Genomic DNA, 18,670 nt, shown 5'->3' with positions numbered 1-18,670 from the left:
GATCGGGAGCTGTCTGATTTGAGGTGGAGAAGGTTCGGTAGTGAGCGAGGGCCGTTGGCCAGCCTGCGGTGGCGCGCTTCCGTGACGGTGTTGCTGGCGGGAATTGCAGTTCTGGTGAGCGGCGTCGGATCGGCGCATGCCCAGAACTCCTGGGTGTTCAACAACGAGATCCCGTGTGCGACGGCGCCGGTTTACGGCGTTCAGTTCAGCAAGTGCTGGACCTCCAATATCCGCACGTTCCGCATTGGAACGGTCCAGAGTTGGCGGCTCACCTATACCGATATGAAGAGCGAAGTTGCGATCGGACTTTATCGGCTCGTGGAGGCGCATGGCGTGGGCGGACTGAGCCCCGTGCCCAGTTCGAACGCGGTGGACTGGCTGCGGACGGCGGATCCCCTAAAGAACCTCACGGCGGGCGCCGGGGGCTGGGCATATACCGCCAGCCGGGCAGGCGATCACTATGTGACGTTCTCGCGGGCGCAACGCCAATGCATAGGCTTCATACGCAACGGTTCGGGCCGCTCTGGGCAACTAAATTGGATTCTCGGTGCCGCATTCTGCCGAGAGTCCGCCACGCCCATACCGCTGAGCGAGGTGGAATTTATTGCCGACGCCATCAAGGTGAGGGAGTGAGCAACAGGCTCTATCACTCACCTGCCATTCGCGATTCGCCCTGTTCAACCGGAATCTCGACACGGCGCTCGTTAGTACGCTCCTGACAATAGCTGGGGCTGGCGCAACAACTTGTTGCAGTTTGGCCACGGCCCCGCACTCGATCTCAGATTTCGCCAGAAAATATAGCGTAGTTGATGACCTCTCATATATAATGCGATATTTGGACCTTACAAAAAAGGCAAGCCTGATGAAAAAATCAGTGTACGTTGCGGGAGCGCTGCTGCTGTTGCCATCGATCAGCGCAGCCCAGGATTTCAACCCGCAACCGGGGTTCTATGTAGGGGCGGGTGCAGGCTTTGAGAATTACCTCAATTCGACGTCCTCTGTGGGGGGCAGCATCACAGGTGGCATCGGTTTCGGCCTGGGTGCATTGATTGGTGGCTATGACTTCGTGGGCCCACGCGTCGAACTGGAGGTCGCTTACGGTCAAGCTCCCATCACGGCGAACCTTCCGAACGGGACGTTTTATGCAACCGGCCGTCAACTGCAGTTCATGGGCAAGGTCCTCTACGACTTTTTCCCGGCTGCTACATTTACCCCGTACGTTGGTGCGGGCGCGGGCCTCGCGCTAGTCAGCACAAGCGGCGCGTTCGACAGTGCTCAATTCGCTTATCAGGGGCTCGTCGGTGGCGCATGGAACATTGACAGCCAGTGGCGCATCTTTCTTGAGGGCCGCTATATCGGGACCACGTCACCGACGGTTAATGTTGCGGGCGTCAGCGTTACGGCTCCCAACAATAATATCGTCGCCATTATCGGCGGGCAGTACAAGTTCGCTCCACCGGCAGCCGCACCGCCGCCGCCCCCACCGCCCGCGGCAGCCGCTCCGTCGTTCATGGTGTTCTTCGATTGGGACCGCTCGAACCTGTCGGCACAGGCGCTGAACACGATCCGTCAGGCCGCTGGTGCCTACAAGACCAAGGGCAGCGCGCGCATCACGGCAACCGGCCATACCGACACGTCGGGCCCGGAAAACTACAACATGGCGCTGTCGCTGCGCCGTGCGAACACGGTCAAGGACGCGCTGGTGCGTGAAGGCGTGCCGGCGACGGCGATCGCGGTGATCGGCCGCGGCGAGGCGGGCCTCCTGGTGCAGACCGCCGACGGTGTGCGCGAGCCGCAGAACCGCCGTGTCGAGATCGTGATCCAGTAAGACCGACGACATCTAGTGGAAAGGCGACCCTAAGGCCGGAGCGCGTCGACGGGCGCACACTCCGTTCGATGGTCATTGAAACCAAGAGCCTGCGCACCTGCCGGGCTCTCATGAAGCTCAGAAATTTTCCAGCCTGACTTCATCTACTTTGCCGCGCCTGGCCGATGATGCGAGGGTGGCAAGATGACGACGCCGGTGTCGCCGCGTCTCCTGGAGCATGATGAGTTGAGTTCGTCTCCAATTCCCTCCCCCTCAAAGCGCCTTCTGAGGCGCGGCGGGGGAGGTATCAGCGTCTTGTACCAACTGCCGTAAATATTGAGCCTCAGCAGAAAAGATCCCTCGCTGCGCTCGGGATGACAACACCCTCGGATTTCATTCAACAAAGTTTGTCATCCCGAGCGCAGCGAGGGATCTTTGCCAATCTGAGGATCACGACTTTCGGCGGTTGGTCCTACGCTGACGGAGGGGGAATGCGACGTGCAGGCGCCCGGGCAGTGTGCGCCGCGTTAGCCGGCGGCGCGTCCGCAACAACTCCGATGGCCCATGTGGCCCTAGAAACGGCCCTGGAGGCCGCCGAGAATCGAGCCCTTGAGATCGATCTGCGGTCGCGACTCTGCGGTCTGGCTCGTCCAGTCTATCGTGCCCTTGAAGTCGCCCTGCACGAACAGGCCGAGTTGAGGCACCGTTGATCCCGGCTTGTCGATCAGCTTCAGGATGTAGCGGGCGTTCACGCCGCCGCCGACCGTGAACTGGATGGGCGGGCCGATCGATTTGAGGTCAAACAGCGGCTTGACGCCCCACTGGAAGCCAAAGCTCATGGGCGAGACCGGGTCGAGTTGAAGAGGTCCGACTTTCCGGACAGGCCTCGGCACGGCGCCAATGATCGTCCCGCGGAAAGGAAACGACTGCGGCAGACGATCGAGGAGCCGCATGATCTCGTTGAAGCTGCGCGTCGCCGGATCGATTGGATCATTCCGGGCCGGCGCCGTCGTGAGGAAGCTCAGGGTCTGACCTGTGGGTGTCAGCACCGGAATGCGGGAAGACGAGTCAGGGGGAAGAAAGAAGGGTGTCACGAACGGCGGCGTCAGCGGCGGCAACGTCAATGGCGGGATCAGGCGAGGCGGCTGGATGCCACGCGGTGAGCCGCCGACCGTCGATCCCGCTTGCGGCACCAGGGCGAGGGTGATCTGCAGTTGCTCTTCCTCGAGCAGCTTGGCCAATGTCCGAGGTCCGACGATACCGTCCGCCTGCAATTGGTTCGACTTCTGAAACTCTGTCACTCGTGCGTGGGTCCGTGGACCAAAGTCGCCATCCACCACCAGAGGGGCAAGCCGGCGAACATGGAAGTTCAGCACGTCCTGAATCGCACGGACGTCCGCGCCCTTGCAGCCCTGTCTGACCAACCGGCCCATGAGACTCCTCCGTTCGAGGCTATGTTGCGCTGGCACCGTCGTCTCCTGGTCATGGAAGGCCGGAAGTTGCGCCTAAGCCCTCCACGATCATTGCGTGCTCCGCTCATATCGCAGGGAGGCCACGCACTGGCCTTACGGTAGGGCGGGGCCATCTTGATCACAAGGCCCAACGCCTGCTCGCCGCAAGCCCGTTAACGGCCTTTGCTGCGCCGACTCATTTGGGTTCGAGAAGTTGGCGGAATGGCTTTGCGCATAATGCCCGCAAGCTCCATCGGCGCCACATCTTCGCGAGCCCTGCGTGGGACTGACGATCGGATCGGTAAAGGGCTGATGTCGATCCGGCAGGAGCCGTTGCCATTGGCGTCGCCGGCTGCCACGGTGCCAGTACGCTTCCCCGTACTGCTTCAATAGATGCCGGACCAATGTCCGATACCAAGTTCGTTCCGCCATCGAACCAGAATTTTCTCGCATTACCGATCGGTACCGTGATCGGCCGCTACAGGGTCACGGGCGTCCTCGGCCAGGGCAGCTTCGGCATTACCTACTGCGCCCACGACGGCCAGCTCGGCCGTGACGTCGCGATCAAGGAATATCTCCCGACCAGCTTTGCCTTCCGCCACGACGGCCTCACCGTGCTGCCGAACTCGACCGCGGCGGCGGAAGACTTCGCCTGGGGCCGCCAGCGCTTCGTCGAGGAGGGCCGCACCCTGGCGGGCTTCCGGCGGGCGCCGGGCATTGTGCGCGTGCATGACTTCCTCGAAGCCAACGGCACCGCCTACATCGTCATGGAGCTGGCAACCGGCGAGACGCTCGGCGCCCGACTGCAACGGCAGAAGCGCCTTACAGCGACGGAAGTCGAGCGCATCCTGAGCGCGCTGCTCGAGGGGCTGGAAAGGGTCCACGCGGCAAGCTTCATCCATCGCGACATCAAGCCTGACAACATCCTGCTCGACGAAGAGGGCCATCCGACGCTGATCGATTTCGGCGCCGCGCGGGCCGCGGTCGCGAATCGCACGGCGGCGCTGACCGGGGTATTCACGCCGGGCTATGCCGCGGCCGAGCAATTCACCGACGGGCGGCAGGGGCCCTTTACCGACATCTACGCCCTGTCGGCGACGCTCTATCAATCGATAGCGGGCGAGAAGGCGCCGAGCGCGATCGATCGCGCGTTCGAGGATAAATGCATCCCGCTGGCGAAACGCCAGCCTGCGGGCTTTGCGCCGGCGCTGCTCACCGGAATCGATCGCGGTATGGCGGTGCGCCCCGAGGCGCGGCCGCAAACGATCGCCGCGTGGCGTGCGCTTCTCTTTCCAGCGGAAGTGCGCGAGAGGCCAATCCCGGCTCCGGCCGCGAAGGAGTCAACGCGCTGGCGGCTCGCTGCGATTGCCGGCTTCGCCGCCGCTCTCGTTGCCGGCGCGGCCGCCGGTGCGTTGTTCCTGTTCGCGCCGCAGAACGCGCCTGTCATCGACGCGGACCGGCAGCAGGCCGAGCGCAGCACGGCTGCAGCTGCTGCAGCGACCGCCGCGAAACGTCAGGCAGAGGAGGAGACGCAGCGTCGGGCCACGGCTGCCGCGGCCGAGAAGCAGCGGGCCGAGGAGGAGACGCAACGCCAAGCCGCGACCGCAGCTGCCGCTGTCGAGAAGCAGCGGGTGGAGGACGAGGCGCAACGCCAAGCCGCGACAGCAGCGGCGGCCGTCGAGAAGCGGCGAGCCGAGGAGGAGACACAGCGCAGGGCTGCCGCGGAGCAAGCTCGCCGTCGGCAGGTTGAGGCTGACGCCCGCCAGCAGGCTATTGCCGAGGAGGCACAACGGAAGGCGGACGAGGACGCCCGGGTGGCGGCGGCGGCGAAGCGCCAGGCAGCCGAGGCCGAACAGCGCGAAGCGGCACGGCAATTGGCCGAGCAGGAGGCTCGCGGGAAGGCGGCGGCGGTGGATGTCGCGCGCAGCGCCGAGGCTGCCGAGAAGGCCAAAACCGAGGCAGCGGCAGCTCTCGGCCGCAAGGCGGCGGAGGCGGCTGAAGCCGCGCTGCGTCTCGGCCCCGTCGACCGTCAGCGGATCCAGCTGGCGCTCACCACACAGGGCTTCGACACGCGCGGCACCGATGGGGTGCTCGGTCCTCACTCGCGCGAGATGATCGCGGCCTGGCAAACCGCCCGCGGCTTACCGGTGACCGGATTCCTCGACGCCGCCCAGCGGCAACGACTGATCAGCGACTCGGCGGCGGCGGTCGCGAAGTTCGACGCAGAGCAGAAGAAGGCGGCCGACGAAGAGGCCCGACGCCGGGAGCAGGCAAGGCCGGACCCCACGACAGCCGCGGCCAGCCCATCGCGCCGCGTCCCCGACACGGGCTCGCCAGCGTTCGCGGGACGCTGGAGCCTCGTGCGGTCGAAGTGCATTCCGAGTACGCCCCAGAGGTTCTTCGGCGTGACGGTGGAGGGCAATAGCTTCTCCTACGGCTTCGCTTTCGCAAGCAGGACCGCCAGTTGCAGCGTGGCCATCAGGCCGGATGGTTCGTTCGCGAACAATGCCTGCGAAGCCCCCATGTCGGGCCAGGTCAGCGGCAACCGGATGACGCTGTCGCAGCGACACCCGGAAATCATCTGCGACTTCGAGTTCCAGAAACAGTGATGGCGGGATCAGACCTTTTTGCCTCCAGCAAGCAAGCTCATACCGTTGGTGTTCGATCGCGAGATCGATAGCTGGACGGACCAATGACCTGGCTTGCGGCGCCGCCGCAGATATTCTCCTACGAAGCAATCGTCCCTCCTGCGACGCCGCAGCCGCAGCGAATGCACGATCCTGGTTCGCGTTCCTGCCGAGCCCGCCATTCGCAAAGCTGGCGCAAGCCTCGGTTACTGTCATGCAGCTCATCGACCCTTCCACAGGTGCTGCATTGTCCGCCCCCGTCCCATGGCTGGCTCGCGCGAGGATGCAACAGGGTATAGCCACGATTGTCGAATCTGCAATTGGGCGAAATTGCTGAGCGAGCCGGCTGTGTCGATTTCTTGATCTTCAACCATTCCGTGACGGTGACTAAATTGCGCGTCGCGGTGGCCGAGTATGCGATGAAACGGGGCATCGGCCTTGCGCCACTCGTCAACGCCGACCGCGAGACGTATTAGCGCGCAGGTTGTCCTTACCGAAAACTTCATCCGTGCTGGCGTGAGGATCGAGATCAGGAGGCTGAGCTACAATGATGGCGTTCGTAAGCCTGTTCCTGCACATCCTTGTCTCCCCGTTCAAGACGCAGGCGCGGCTGGAAGCCGAGATTGTGCTGCTGCGGCATCAGTTGAACGTGCTGCGCCGGCGCGTTGCTTCGAAGCCGAAGTTGGCGGTAACCGACCGACTGCTCTTCGTGTGGCTCTATCGGCTGTTCCCATCGGTGTTGAGCGCCGTCGCAATTATTCAGCCGGACACCATCATCCGATGGCATCGGACCGGTTTCCGGCTGTATTGGCGCTGGAAGTCGCGCGCGCGTGGTGGGCGGCCAAGGATTCCAGTGGAGATCCGACGCCTGATTCGGGAGATGAGCCTGGCCAATCGGCTTTGGGGCGCTCCTCGCATCCACGGCGAATTGTTGAAGCTCGGGATCGATGTCGCGCAGTCGACGGTCGCCAAGTACATGGCGAAGGGCGGGCGAGGGCGGTCGCAGACTTGGAAGACTTTCCTGCATAACCACGCGGCCGGCATCGCCGCGATGGACTTCCTGATCGTTCCGACGGTTGGCTTCAAGCTGCTGTTTGTCTTGGTCATTCTCAGGCACCAGCGTCGGCGCCTGATATCACTCACGGTGACGACCAACCCGACGGCAGAGTGGATCGCCCACCAGATCACCGAGGCCTTCCCATGGAACGAAGCGCCCGACCACCTCATCCGAGATCGTGACGGGGCTTACGGCCACGCAGCTACCCGGCGTCTTGCAGCCATGGGCATCCGGGATCACCCGACGGCGCCGCGCTCACCATGGCAAAACGGGCATGCGGAGAGGCTGATCGGATCGATCCGCAGGGAATGCCTCGATCACATCGTCGTCTTTGGGGAAGCCCATCTGCGTCGGATCCTTGGTGCCTATGCCGACTATTACAATGAAGTCCGGACGCATCTGTTCATGGACAAGGATTCTCCAGACCGCCGACCGGTCCAGCGGCACGGCCAGCTTACCGCGCGGCCGATTCTCGGCGGCCTTCATCATGGATATTGTCGGATGTAGTATTCGGCAGGCACAGGGGCATATAGTCAGGCACAATTGCCATCATCCTGCGTGCTCCACCCGAGCGCCTTGATCTAGCGCAAATCATTGGGGTGACGCTGTCCACGCTTCCATGAGGCGAGGGCTGGGCGCGCACAGCGAGCCGGCAAGCTAATACAAGAGGTAGCGCTCGCGTTGCTGGCGGAAGCCTCCCAACGAAGTCGTCCAAGACCCGACGATCTCCGCGGTACTTGCCTGCGCCTTGATGGCCTCGAGCGTTCGTCGCGACCCAACCAGGGCGAGTGTGCGATCGATCGCAATGCTGCTCCCGTAGAGGCGATAGAGGACGGCAATGAGCTCGAGGCCGAGCGAGGGACTGTCCAGAAGATTGCGATCGGTGAGGCTGAGGCGGACGCCTTGGCACGGCTGGCCGGCGAATGCCGCGTCGCGCGGCGTGAACGTCGCTGCCTCGAACCGGACGCCCGGTATCGCGCGTGCCTGCAATGCGGCGGCAAGCGCCGTGCCGTCGATCCAGGGAGCGCCGAGCAATTCGAACGGGGTGTCCGTGCCGCGCCCCACGCTGACATTGGCACCTTCGACCATCGCAACCCCGGGATAGAGGATGGCTTGCTCGAAGCGGCGCAGATTGGGCGATGGCGGCGTCCAACCATGGCCGGTCTGGTCGAACCACGCCGCCCGATCGTAATAGCGCATGCCGATGACGTGCAGCCGGGCGCCGAGCTTCTTCTCGCCGTTGAACAGGCGTGCCAGCTCGCCCATCGTCATGCCATGCCGTACCGGCATCGGCAGATAAGTGACGAACGACGTGAGGTCGGGATCGAGCATCGGCCCCTGCACCGTGCTTGCGGTGATCGGATTGGGCCGGTCGAGGACATAGATATCGAGCTTGTGTCGAGCGGCCGCCTCCATAGCGTACGCCATGGTCGTCGCATATGTGTAGAAGCGCGCGCCAACGTCCTGCATATCGAAGACCAGAGCATCCAGCCCGGCAAGCATGGCGTCGGTTGGCCGCCTGGTTTCGCCATAGAGGCTATGGACTGGCAGGCCGGTCGCCCGGTCGGTCCCGGAGGAGATCCTGCCCTCGCGTGTCGCTTCGAGCCCGTGCTCGGCGCTGAACAGCGCCACCAGCTTCACGCCGGGCGCGTCGCGCAGCACATCGGCCGTACGGCGCCCTCCCGAGTCCCGGGCCGACTGGTGGGTGATCAGGCCGATCCGGCGTCCCGACAATTGCCGGAAGTCATAGGCTTCGAGGACATCCACCCCCGACAGCACGTGCTGTCGCTTTCCGCCCGTCGCCGCCCCACCGGCGAGCCCTGCGATCCGGCGCAGCATCGGCAGGATGTTGCCCTTGCCGTCGGGATGGAGCCGGTTGCTGAGGACAACGAGAAAGCTGCGGGTTGCGGGATCGATCCACAATGCGGTGCCCGTGTAGCCGGTATGTCCGAACGACTGCGGTGAGAAAGATGGCCCAAGATAGCGCGAATAGGGCGAGTCGATGTCCCAGCCGAAGCCGCGCAGGGCGGCCTGTCCGACCGGACTCTGCGGCCGCGTCATCATGGCGACGGACTCCGCATGAAGTATGCGGGTGCCATGGCTTGTGCCGCCCGCCAGAAGCATGCGCGCAAAGATGGTCAGGTCGTCTGCGGTCGTGAAAAGGCCGGCATGACCCGCGACACCTCCCATGCGATAGGCGATCGGATCCTGCACCTCTCCCCAACGCAGCACGCCGCTTTCGATGTCGGCCGGCGCGATGCGTTCGCGCAGGCCGGTCGACGGCCGGAAACCGGTATTGTGCATGCCGAGTGGCTGGAAGATGTGTGCGGCGCTGTAGGCGTCCAGGGATTGCCCTGACACGCGCCGCACCAGCTCGCCCAGGACGATGAAGTCGACGTCGCTATAGACGAATCGCGAGCCCGGCGACGCTACGGGCTTTAGGGCAGCAACGGCGGCCAGCGCGCCGTCGAGGCCGATCCAGCCGCGCGGCGAGAGGCCCGCCGGAAGACAAGCATAGTGGGTCAGCAGCTGGCGGACGGTGATGGCCGCCTTGCCGTTCGTGGCGAACTCCGGCCAGTAGGCAGCGACCGGCCGGTCCAGATCGATCTGCTGCCGTTCGACGAGTTGCAGGATGGCAACCGTCGTTGCCATCACCTTGGTCAGGGACGCGGCATCGTAGATCGTATCGACGGTGGCCGGCGCGCGAAGCGGCACCACGGAGCGTTCGCCGATCGCCTGGCGCAGTACGATCCTGTCGCGGACGCCCAGCGCGACGACAGCGCCGGGAAGATTGCCGGCCGCGATCTCATCGCGCACCACGCCGGCAATCGCGTCGCTACGCTCCGCCGGCAACGGCGCAGCTGCCGCCGGAAGACAAGCGACCAGGACGTGCCAGATCACACCGATGAGAATGCACCGAAGCGCCTCAGCGCAGCGCGGCCTCGGCCTTGATGTCGCCGCTCGAATAGACATTGCGCGGATTCCACAGCATCCAGCCGATTGTTCCGGCATCACGAGCCGCCCTGGTTTGCTTGCCGATCTCGTCGGCACCGAATTGCTGCCCGCCAAAGGCATAGTCGGGGAACGCCTGGAGCCATGGCCGGTATCGTACTGCCGTACCGAGCGTCCTGGCCTTCGCCTCCTGGAGCGATCGATGGACAATCTCGTAGGGATTCGCCACGGGATTGCGGACCCCGGGAATGCCGAACTGGAAGCTCGACGGATAGAGCATGGGCGAGATGTAGTCCACCACCGGCGCCAGGTCTTCCAGGCGCTGGCCGATGCCGGTGTCGTTGCGATTCCAGCACACGTAGCCGAAGACGTCGATCGACGTGAAGACGTTGTAGGGCGTGAGCCGTCGCCGCGCCTCGCGCAAGAAGCCGGTGATCGCCTCGACGCGCGATGCCTCGTTGGTCGGCTGCGCGAAAACAAGGCCTTGCGCATCGGGAAACCGCACGTAGTCGAACTGGATCTCGTCGAAACCCGCAGCGGCGGCTTCTTCGGCGACGCCCAAGGTATAGTCCCACGCTTCCTTGCGATAGGGATCGATCCAGGACAGCCCCTCGCGATCCTTCCAGATAGCCCCGCCGGCGGTGTGAACCGCCCATTCGGGATGAGACTTTACCAGCGGATCGTCCTTGAACACCACGATCCGGGCGATCAGGTAGATTTCTCGAGCTTTGAGCGTCGTCGCGAGTTCTTTCAAGTCCGGGATGGTGCGCAAACTCAACGCACCGTTCTTGGCCGCGAGCGGCAGGGCGCTGGGATAGGGAATGTAGCCGCGGTCGCCCTTCAGATCGATGACCAAGGCGTTGAGCCCGCTGCGCTCGATCACCTCGAGGGCCGGATCGCGCAGGAAGGGTGCGCCGATGCCGTAAACTGTGAGATAGAGCGCCTTGGGTGCAAGCGGTGTCAGCCGGATCGGCTCAGGCAGGTTTGCACGTGTTATCGCCTCCCGGCGATAGCCGGCCGCGCGGACCTGCACCGGCAGCGCTGTGTCGGCGACGCGATACTGGCCTCGTCCGTCGGTCAGCACTGTCTGGCCGTCCATCGTGACAATGGCGGCCTCGACCGGCAGGTTTGTCGCCGCATCGACGACGATGCCATATCGTTCCTCCGCATGGACGGACGATGCCAGCAACAGCGCCGCGACGGCCCCGAGCATCTGCCGAAAGAGCTTCATCGCCGACCCTCCAGCAGCGCCTCGAAACGGCCGCCACGATCGGCGTCGGTCACAATGTATCTCGGCAGCGCCATCCGGTTCTCGGCACGCGTGACCGGACGGCGTTCGATCGAAAAGGCCGCGACGTAGCCGGCCGCGGTGGCCCGTTGCAGGAGATCGGCATTGTAGATGCCGAAGGGCCAGGCCAGCAGGTCGACCGTGCCATCCAATCGTTGCTCGAGGATCGCCTTGGATTTGGTCAACTGGTCCTGCACGAAGTGCTCGTAGGCTTCCGGCGCCAGGCGCCGCTGCTCTACGGTGAAGTTCGGATGCCAGAATGTGTGCGCTTGCACGTCGACCAGACCGGACGCCTTCATCTCGGCCAATTGCTCCCAGGTCAACGCATAGCTCGCGTTCGAGATCGCCGAAGGATAGATGAAAAGCGTGACTGGGAGTCGAGCGCGCCGGATCAGCGGAAAGAGGTCTGTATAGACCGTGCGGTGACCGTCATCGACGGCCAGCACCACCGCGCGCTCCGGCAACAGGCTCGCCGGATCGCCCAATGAAGCGAGCAGCGAGCGCAGGGGAACGACATGGTAACGCCGTTCCTGGATCAGCCGGAGCTGCCCCTCGAACACCGGCGTCGTCACCGTCATTTCGTCGGTCAATGCAGGGCCGAAGCGGTGATAGAGGAGAATGGGAACGTGCAGCGTCGGTTCAGCGGCCGAAGCCGGCCGGTCGAAGGGCATCAGCACGAAGATCGAAAATGCCGCGCATAGCAGGAATCGAGCGTGCCGGAGAGCCAGCCAATCGGAAACACAATTCAGCATAAATTGCAATCAGCGCCAGTGGCGCGCTGCGTGCCTTGATCCAGCGCAAGTCCGTTTGTACGAGGAGGTTCTTCGAATCTGACTATTCGACGCTGGCCGGATTAGCCGCAACTCAAACAGCACGACGCAGCGCCCGGTCCTGCAACGGGCCGGGACACCGCGGGATCTGGAGCTACGAGCCCCAGCCGGCGCCTGCCTTCAGTTTCTTTGTCCAGGCGCTGCGGTTCAACGCCCAAGGCTGACGCTGAGCGTTGAGGTCTGGCCTAGTATGCGATGAGAGAACACTCCTATGCGCGGGAGATTAAGGCAAATCGCGCCGGTCCAGCTGCTTCGCTTGGGCGAAGAGACCTTCATCCTCCTCCTTGGCGTGGTGGTTGCGCGCGCCACCAACGCAAAGGGCTGAGGGCCGTAGGCGCCTATCCGTTACCGCCTCTTCGCGACCGTCGACGACGGCGTCATCGGGCCGTCCGCGAGATGCACCGGCCGCCTCGGGACGATTTTCACTTTGCCCAAATCGCTGCTTTCTCCGCCCGGTTCAGTTCTCTAGCTAGCATTACGGGATCACGATGCGAGCGAGGTGATTGGTGGCGCCGGATGGACGCAATGTTGTCGTATTCCGGTTGCACACTGCAACGCCGTGTTAGTCGGGGCGTGGTACTGGCGAACGCCCTGCGCCAGGCGCGATAGTCACGGATGGTCGAGATCTCCTGTCACCCACGCATCGTGGTGGGCAGCCACAGCGCGATTTCGGGCCAGAAACAGAGCAGCAGGATCACCAGCAGCATGAGGCCTACGTAAGGCAACGAGCCCATCGCTACCTCGGTGAATTTGGCGCCGCCGGAGATTGCGTGAATGGTGAACAGATTCAGGCCAACCGGCGGCGTGATCTGGCCGAGCTCGATCAGCACGGTGAGGATGACGCCGAACCAGATCAGGTCGAATCCGAACGCCTTCACCACCGGCAGCAGCACCGGCAAGGTCATATAGATCATCGAGATGCCGTCGACGAAGCAGCCGAGCACGATGTAGAGGATGACCAGGGCGACGAAGAACTCCCACTTGCCCAGTCCCAGGCCCATGATCCATTCGCTGACCGACCGGCTGACCCCGGAGTAGGTGAGCGCGGTCGACAGGATTTGGGCGCCGATGATGATCAGCGCCACCATGCAGGTGGTCTTGACCGTGGCCATCAGCGAATCGCTGAAGATGCGGCGCGTGAAGCTGCCATAGCCGATCGCCAGGACGATGGCGCCAGCAGCGCCCAGCGCGGAGGCCTCGGTCGGCGTGGCAATGCCGGAGTAAATGCTGCCCAGGACGACGACCAGCAACCCGAGGACGGGGAAGACGTGCAGCACGTCACCGGCCGGCGGCTTGCCGCCCGCGGCATCGCGCGACGGGGCGTAGTGCGGCTTGAAAAGTAGCAGGATGGCGATGAAGATCATGAAGATCCCCGCCATCAGAAGCCCCGGCAGGACACCGGCCATGAACAGCCGGGCGATCGATTCCTCCACCAGTGCGCCGTACAGGACCATGATGATGCTGGGCGGAATCAGGATGCCTAACGTGCCGCCGGCGGCCAGCGAGCCGAACACCATGCGCGGCTCGTAGCCGCGCTTCAGCATCTCGGGGATGGCAACGGTGCCCACGGTGGCGGCCGTGGCGACGCTCGAGCCGGAGACCGCCGAAAACACCGCGCAGGTCGCGATGTTGGTATGCAGCAATCCGCCCGGCAGGCGACCGAGAAGAACGACGACGCCGCGGTAGAAGTAGCCGCTCACTCCGCTGCGCAGGATGATCTCGCCCATCAGCAGGAACATCGGCACGGCGATCAGGATGTAGCTGTTGGCGTTGTTCCAGACGACCGACGACAGGACGGTGAGGCCGAGCACGCCCTTGCTGAGATAGAGCACCAGCACGCCGCAGATGCCGAGCGCGAGGGCCGTCCATTGGCCTGCCATCAGCATGATGGCGAGGCTCGCCACGAGGATCAGGGTCAGCAGTTCAAGGTTCATGGGATGTCGCGGACGCGGCCGACGATCCATGCCACGAGCTGGAGCAGCAGGACGACCAGGCCGAGCACCATCACCGATTGGGGAATCCATTCGGGGGTGTCGATGATCGAAACCGCACGGGTGTCGCGGTTGAAGGCGTAGATGACGTGGCGCGTGCAGGCCCACAGCAGGATCGCGGTAAAGGCAAACGCCGTCAGCACGATCACCCAGCGGAGCGTCTGCCTGAGGCCGCCGGTCGCACGGTCGTATAGGAACTCTACCCGAATGAATCCGCCCTCGCGCAGCGTCCAGGCCAGGCCAAGGAAGATGGCGGTTGCATTGAGGTAGCCCGCGACCTCATCGGTCACCAGCAGGGAGGACTTGAACTGTCGCAGCACGGTTTCGACGCAAACGATGACCAGGATGGCCACGATGGCCAGCCCTGCCAACACGCCGCAGGCCTGCGCGAGTCGACCGACGAATCTGTCGAGCGCGCCGCGGTCCGGGCGCGCTGTTGAACGTGGCGGCTGCACGATAGATTGCCCGGCCGTCACTTCCCGAGCGACGCCCGGATCTCCTTGAGCATCGCGGTGCCGGCGGCGCCCTGCGAGGCAGCCCACTGCTCCCAATAGGGCGTCATCCTGGCGAGCAGCGTGTCAATCTGCTCCTTGGGTGGGATGAACATGTCGACCTTGTACTGGGCCTTGAGCGTCTCGATGTCCTTGGCCTCATCACCGAGGTTGGCGGCGCGAAACTTCGGCGCAAAGGCCTTGGCGACGGCATCGAGCTTGGCGCGCGTGTCGGCGTCGAGCTTGTCATAGGCCTCGACATTCACCAGCGTGTAGTCGGGGCCGCCGATATGGATGTCGCCCAACCAGCCCCACTGCACGAACTCGTACCACTTGGCGCCGACCACGTTAAAGCCAGCGGTGATGAAGCCCTCGGCGACGCCGCGCTCCATGGCAACGGGAACCTCAGCCGTGGTCAGGTTGACCGACGAGGCGCCGAGCTGCTTCAACATCTCGGCCTGCTTGGCGTCGGTCGAGCGGATCTTGCGGCCCTTGAAGTCCTCAATGGTGCGGATCGGCTTGCCTTTGCCGAACATGTTCTGCACCGGCCACGTATGATAAAAAAGGTTTTTGACGCCCGCTTTGGCGAACAGCGGCGCGGTGAACTTGTCGATGATCGGCCAGACCTTTTCAAGTTCTTGCGCGTTGCGCACCAGGAAGGGCAGGCTGGAGATCGAGGCGAGCGGTATGGCGCCGGAAATGAAGCCCTGGTAGGCCTCGGTGATCTGCACCTGGCCGTCGCCCGCGACCTTCACCACCTCGGTGGCGCGGAAGGGCAGTTCGCCCGCGGGCCGTACGACGATGTCGAGCTTGCCGTTGGTCGCCTTTTTCACCTCTTCAGAGAATTCCTTGTAGCGCAGCGTGATTGGATGGGTGACGCCGGTCATGGCGTACATGTCCCACTTGGTCGATGACTGTGCGGTGGCGCGACCGCTTGCGGCGGCGGCACCGAGCACGCCTAGAACGACGGCGCGTCGATTGATTGTCTCCATACAACTCTCCCTTGGCATTGCTCGACGGCAACTTGGGATCAACGTCCCATCCCTCCGCGAAGCATGTCAACTCAATCTCTTCGAAGTGCATGGTGAGGCCGACGAGTTGTCTAGAGACAATGTCGCGCGGCTTCGTCGGCGTTGCCCTGCACGCCTTGATGACGCTAGACAGAGCGAAGCGCGCGAACCTGACGGAGGAACGAGCCATGGCAAGGCTGAACAGCAACGACTACGCGGTGGTTTGGCCGCGCAGCGCCAAGGCGGTGGAGATCAAGCCGCTCGCCAAACGCCTCGACGGCATGGATGGCAAGACCATCGCGTTTCTGTGGGACGACCTGTTCCGTGGCGACGAGATCTGGCCGATCCTCAAAGGCGAACTGTCACGCCGCTTCACCAATGTGAACTTCGTCGACCACGGCGCTTTCGGCTCGACGCACGGCGACGAGGAGCACCGCGTGCTGGCCGAACTGCCGGGCAAAATCAAGTCGATGAAGATCGACGCGGTCGTCTCCGGCATGGGGTGTTGAGGAAGCTGTACGCCCGCCGTGTTGCGGGTCAGTGCAATTGCAGAACAGGCCGGCGTACCCACGTCCTCACTGTGCTGCGAAGGCTTCCTTGGTCAAGCCAAGACGACGTCAGTGGGGCTGGGCTATCCGAACCTCGCACTCGCGACGGTCCCCGGTCATGTCGATGTGCAAACGGCGGACGAACTGCGGGCGAACGTGCTCGGCACGACGGTCGACCACGTTGTTCGCAATCTGACCGGCGAAATCGCGGCCGCGCAGGCGACTGCCGATCCCGATCCGCAGGATATCGTGTTCGAGGGCGGCTTCGAGGAGGTCAACCGGCTGTTCCTCGAGAATGGTTGGAGCGACGGCCTGCCGATCGTGCCGCCGACCAAGGAGAAGATCGCCGAGTTCCTCGCCTTCACCGATCTGCCGCCCGATCACGCCATCGGCAAGCTCTTGCCCGACAACCGCATGGCCACAGTGTGGAATGTCGCGGTGAACGGCGTGATGGCCGGTTGCCGGCCGGAATACATGCCCATTCTGGTGGCGCTGGCCGAGGCTATGTCCGATCCGCAATACGGCGTCGAGCATTCCGGCAACACGCCAGGTGCGGAGACGCTGATCGTGCTGAACGGACCGCTGATCAAGCAACTCGGCTTCAACTACGAGCAGGGTGCGCTGCGCGATGGCTTCCAGCCCAACACCTCGATCGGTCGCTTCTGGCGCCTCTACCTGCGCAACGTCGCGGGTTTCCTGCTGCATCAGAACGACAAGGGCACCTTCGGTAACACCTGGCGCGTGGTGATGGCCGAAAATGAGGACAGCCTGGCCAAGATGAAATGGCCGACGATCGGTGCCGACATGGGTGCGCCGGCGGGCGAAAGCGCGGTCACCATCTCGCGCTTCACCGGCGGGAACGTCATCGTCTCGGTGTTCGGCGACAATGCGGAGAAGCTGCTGCCCTACCTTGGCAACGCCCTGGCGACGCATTCGGGTTGGGAGGTCATCTTCACCGTCGGCATGGCGACTGGCACCTACCGGCCGCTCCTGGTGCTGAGCCCGCTGATTGCCGAGACTATCGCCAAGACCATGACCAAGCAGGACGTGCAAAACTGGCTGTTCGAGAATGCGCGCATGCCGGCGCACCTGTTCGAGAAGTATCTTTGGGGCTGGACCAACCTTGTACCGGGCAAACGAACGCTGAACGACTGGGTGAGGCTCGGCAAGATTCCCAAAGCCTTCGCTGGCAACGATCCCAATCGCCTCGTTCCGGTAGTGACCAAGCCCGAGCACATCATGATCGCGGTGTCGGGCGATCCGCTGCGTTCGAACTGCTATCTCTTCGTGCACAACGGCATGCTTGGCTTCCCGACCACCAAGACCGTAAAACTGCCACGGGCGTGGCGGACGAAACTGCGCGCCGCCCAAGCATGAGCGACGGCAGCCTGTGGATCGTCATTCCCGCGGGCCAGCAGGCTTCGGGAGCCTGGATCGACGATACGCTGAGGCAGCGCGCCGCAGAGCAGGGCATGAGCGCCAAGGTGCCTCTCGCTGCCGACTTTCCGCGCCAGCGCATAGAAGTCGTGCGCGGGCCGGGCGCTGAGGATCGTCTGCAGGAGCTGTTCCTGCGGCGCGGCTGGAGCGACGGCCTGCCGGTGGTCGCGCCGACAGCGGCAAGGGTGAAGGAGGCGCTTTCCTTTACGCCATTGGCGCCAGCCGAGGTGATGGGCGAGGTCGAGCCGCTGAAAGGAGTAGCCACCGTCGAGAAGGTTGCCGCCAATGCCGTGATGGCGGGCTGCCGCCCGGAATACCTGCCGGTCGTGCTGGCGGCCGTCGCCTGCGTGCTCGAGCCCGACTTCAACATGCGCGGGGTGCAGACCACGGACGAGAACGTGACGCCGCTGCTGGTCGTCAACGGCCCGGTGATCCACGAACTCGCCATCAACGGCAGCTTCGGCGCGCTGGGACCGGGCTGGCAGGCGAATGCCGCGATCGGCCGCGCGTTGCGACTGGTGATGAACAACATCGGCGGCGGGTGGCCGGGCGCGGTGTCCTTTGCCGGCCTCGGGCAGCCGGGCCGCTACACGCTTTGTCTTGCCGAGAACGAGGGGCAAAGCCCCTGGGCGCCTCTGCATGTCGACGCAGGCTTGGCGGCCGGCACGAGCGCGGTGACGGCGACACGTGCGGAGTCGGTGATCAACGTTACCGGTGGTTTGGCTGAGATTGCGAGTGTGATGGGCTCGGCGGCATCGGGTTTCGGCATTCTGTGGAGCGGACGGCCAACGGTGTTGCTGGCGCCCGCGGTCGCCGCCGATTGCGCCCGGCGCGGCATGAGCAAGGACGACGTGCGGCGCTATCTCTGGGAGCACGGCCGCTGGCGGCGCGAGCACTGGGAGAAGTCGTGGCTGTCCGAGCGAATTGTCGCCAACAGGCGCTGGCCGGAATGGGTCGAGGAGGCGGCGAAGGCCGGCGACATTCCGGCCGCGCGGGCACCGAACGACATCGTGCTGGTCGTGGCGGGCGGTGATATTCCGATCCCGCAGAATGCCTATTGTCCGTCATGGGGTTTTCCGCCCGCGTGCATCACGCGCGAGGTACGTCTGCCGGCGGACTGGAGGACGCTGCTCGCGGACGCGGCCGAAGCCGCGGTGGCCCTGGTAGAGCGCTGAGGAGCG

General features: G+C 64.1%; 15 protein-coding genes. 8 read left to right on the top strand and 7 right to left on the bottom strand.

The window, feature by feature from the left end; genetic code table 11:
- Window positions 1-81: 81 nt before the first annotated feature.
- Window positions 82-633, top strand: a complete 552-nt coding sequence (locus ACQY8M_RS00450) for a hypothetical protein (protein ID WP_428668430.1) — start codon at window positions 82-84, stop codon at window positions 631-633.
- A 229-nt stretch (window positions 634-862) separates the two neighbouring features.
- A complete protein-coding gene (locus ACQY8M_RS00445; protein WP_428668428.1) occupies window positions 863-1,828 on the top strand; it encodes an OmpA family protein in 966 nt (321 codons plus the stop codon).
- Window positions 1,829-2,379: 551 nt separating this feature from the next.
- Here the strand turns inward: ACQY8M_RS00445 and ACQY8M_RS00440 are convergent.
- The gene (locus ACQY8M_RS00440) at window positions 2,380-3,240 is read right to left on the bottom strand and encodes a peptidoglycan-binding domain-containing protein (protein WP_428668426.1); all 861 of its coding nucleotides are present in this window, start codon (window positions 3,238-3,240) and stop codon (window positions 2,380-2,382) included.
- Between the two features lie 422 nt (window positions 3,241-3,662).
- Between ACQY8M_RS00440 and ACQY8M_RS00435 the strand changes: the two genes are divergently transcribed.
- The 3 genes from ACQY8M_RS00435 (at window position 3,663) to ACQY8M_RS00425 (ending at window position 7,449) form a co-directional block, all read left to right on the top strand.
- Window positions 3,663-5,867, top strand: a complete 2,205-nt coding sequence (locus ACQY8M_RS00435) for a protein kinase domain-containing protein (protein ID WP_428668425.1) — start codon at window positions 3,663-3,665, stop codon at window positions 5,865-5,867.
- A 323-nt stretch (window positions 5,868-6,190) separates the two neighbouring features.
- Window positions 6,191-6,361: a hypothetical protein gene (locus ACQY8M_RS00430; RefSeq protein ID WP_428668423.1), complete on the top strand. Its 171-nt coding sequence runs from the start codon at window positions 6,191-6,193 to the stop codon at window positions 6,359-6,361.
- Window positions 6,362-6,432: 71 nt separating this feature from the next.
- A complete protein-coding gene (locus ACQY8M_RS00425) occupies window positions 6,433-7,449 on the top strand; it encodes an integrase core domain-containing protein (protein ID WP_428668421.1) in 1,017 nt (338 codons plus the stop codon).
- Window positions 7,450-7,599: 150 nt separating this feature from the next.
- Here the strand turns inward: ACQY8M_RS00425 and ACQY8M_RS00420 are convergent, their stop codons facing one another.
- From ACQY8M_RS00420 to ACQY8M_RS00395, 6 genes are all read right to left on the bottom strand, one after another.
- Complete coding sequence (locus tag ACQY8M_RS00420) at window positions 7,600-9,843, bottom strand: exo-beta-N-acetylmuramidase NamZ domain-containing protein (RefSeq protein ID WP_428668419.1); 2,244 nt, start codon at window positions 9,841-9,843, stop codon at window positions 7,600-7,602.
- A 25-nt stretch (window positions 9,844-9,868) separates the two neighbouring features.
- Entirely contained in the window at window positions 9,869-11,125 is a 1,257-nt protein-coding gene (locus ACQY8M_RS00415) for a putative glycoside hydrolase (protein WP_428668417.1), read from the bottom strand.
- Entirely contained in the window at window positions 11,122-11,853 is a 732-nt protein-coding gene (locus tag ACQY8M_RS00410; RefSeq protein ID WP_428668415.1) for a polysaccharide deacetylase family protein, read from the bottom strand. Before ACQY8M_RS00410 ends, ACQY8M_RS00415 begins: the two co-directional genes overlap by 4 nt.
- 791 nt (window positions 11,854-12,644) lie before the next feature.
- Window positions 12,645-13,946 (bottom strand): TRAP transporter large permease, encoded by a 1,302-nt coding sequence (locus tag ACQY8M_RS00405; RefSeq protein ID WP_428668413.1) that lies wholly within the window; start codon window positions 13,944-13,946, stop codon window positions 12,645-12,647.
- Complete coding sequence (locus ACQY8M_RS00400) at window positions 13,943-14,458, bottom strand: TRAP transporter small permease (RefSeq protein ID WP_428668411.1); 516 nt, start codon at window positions 14,456-14,458, stop codon at window positions 13,943-13,945. Before ACQY8M_RS00400 ends, ACQY8M_RS00405 begins: the two co-directional genes overlap by 4 nt.
- 17 nt (window positions 14,459-14,475) lie before the next feature.
- Window positions 14,476-15,486: a TRAP transporter substrate-binding protein gene (locus tag ACQY8M_RS00395; protein WP_428668409.1), complete on the bottom strand. Its 1,011-nt coding sequence runs from the start codon at window positions 15,484-15,486 to the stop codon at window positions 14,476-14,478.
- A gap of 119 nt (window positions 15,487-15,605) precedes the next feature.
- Here ACQY8M_RS00395 and ACQY8M_RS00390 point away from each other — a divergent pair, with 119 nt between their 5' ends.
- Genes ACQY8M_RS00390 through ACQY8M_RS00380 form a run of 3 tightly spaced genes read left to right on the top strand, consistent with a single transcriptional unit; the run spans window position 15,606 to window position 18,664 of the window.
- Window positions 15,606-16,013 carry a hypothetical protein gene (locus tag ACQY8M_RS00390; RefSeq protein WP_428668407.1) on the top strand — a complete coding sequence of 136 codons (408 nt, stop codon included), beginning with the start codon at window positions 15,606-15,608 and terminating at the stop codon, window positions 16,011-16,013.
- A gap of 18 nt (window positions 16,014-16,031) precedes the next feature.
- Window positions 16,032-17,429 (top strand): UGSC family (seleno)protein, encoded by a 1,398-nt coding sequence (locus ACQY8M_RS00385; RefSeq protein ID WP_428668405.1) that lies wholly within the window; start codon window positions 16,032-16,034, stop codon window positions 17,427-17,429.
- Entirely contained in the window at window positions 17,426-18,664 is a 1,239-nt protein-coding gene (locus tag ACQY8M_RS00380; RefSeq protein ID WP_428668403.1) for a hypothetical protein, read from the top strand. The genes ACQY8M_RS00385 and ACQY8M_RS00380 overlap by 4 nt, the downstream gene beginning before the upstream one ends.
- The last annotated feature ends 6 nt before the right edge of the window (window positions 18,665-18,670 follow it).

This window comes from Reyranella sp. (genome assembly GCF_965279465.1).
GTDB lineage: Bacteria > Pseudomonadota > Alphaproteobacteria > Reyranellales > Reyranellaceae > Reyranella.
Note: the sequence above shows the minus strand (reverse complement) of the source record. Positions and strands in the feature narration are given on the sequence as shown.

Excerpts from the sequence above, each read along its gene's own strand:
- ACQY8M_RS00445 (WP_428668428.1), top strand. The coding sequence starts at position 863 with ATGAAAAAATCAGTGTACGTTGCGGGAGCGCTGCTGCTGTTGCCATCG.
- ACQY8M_RS00405 (WP_428668413.1), bottom strand. The coding sequence starts at position 13,946 with ATGAACCTTGAACTGCTGACCCTGATCCTCGTGGCGAGCCTCGCCATC.
- ACQY8M_RS00390 (WP_428668407.1), top strand. The coding sequence starts at position 15,606 with ATGTCGCGCGGCTTCGTCGGCGTTGCCCTGCACGCCTTGATGACGCTA.
- ACQY8M_RS00435 (WP_428668425.1), top strand. The coding sequence starts at position 3,663 with ATGTCCGATACCAAGTTCGTTCCGCCATCGAACCAGAATTTTCTCGCA.
- ACQY8M_RS00395 (WP_428668409.1), bottom strand. The coding sequence starts at position 15,486 with ATGGAGACAATCAATCGACGCGCCGTCGTTCTAGGCGTGCTCGGTGCC.
- ACQY8M_RS00410 (WP_428668415.1), bottom strand. The coding sequence starts at position 11,853 with ATGCCCTTCGACCGGCCGGCTTCGGCCGCTGAACCGACGCTGCACGTT.
- ACQY8M_RS00380 (WP_428668403.1), top strand. The coding sequence starts at position 17,426 with ATGAGCGACGGCAGCCTGTGGATCGTCATTCCCGCGGGCCAGCAGGCT.
- ACQY8M_RS00415 (WP_428668417.1), bottom strand. The coding sequence starts at position 11,125 with ATGAAGCTCTTTCGGCAGATGCTCGGGGCCGTCGCGGCGCTGTTGCTG.
- ACQY8M_RS00440 (WP_428668426.1), bottom strand. The coding sequence starts at position 3,240 with ATGGGCCGGTTGGTCAGACAGGGCTGCAAGGGCGCGGACGTCCGTGCG.
- ACQY8M_RS00425 (WP_428668421.1), top strand. The coding sequence starts at position 6,433 with ATGATGGCGTTCGTAAGCCTGTTCCTGCACATCCTTGTCTCCCCGTTC.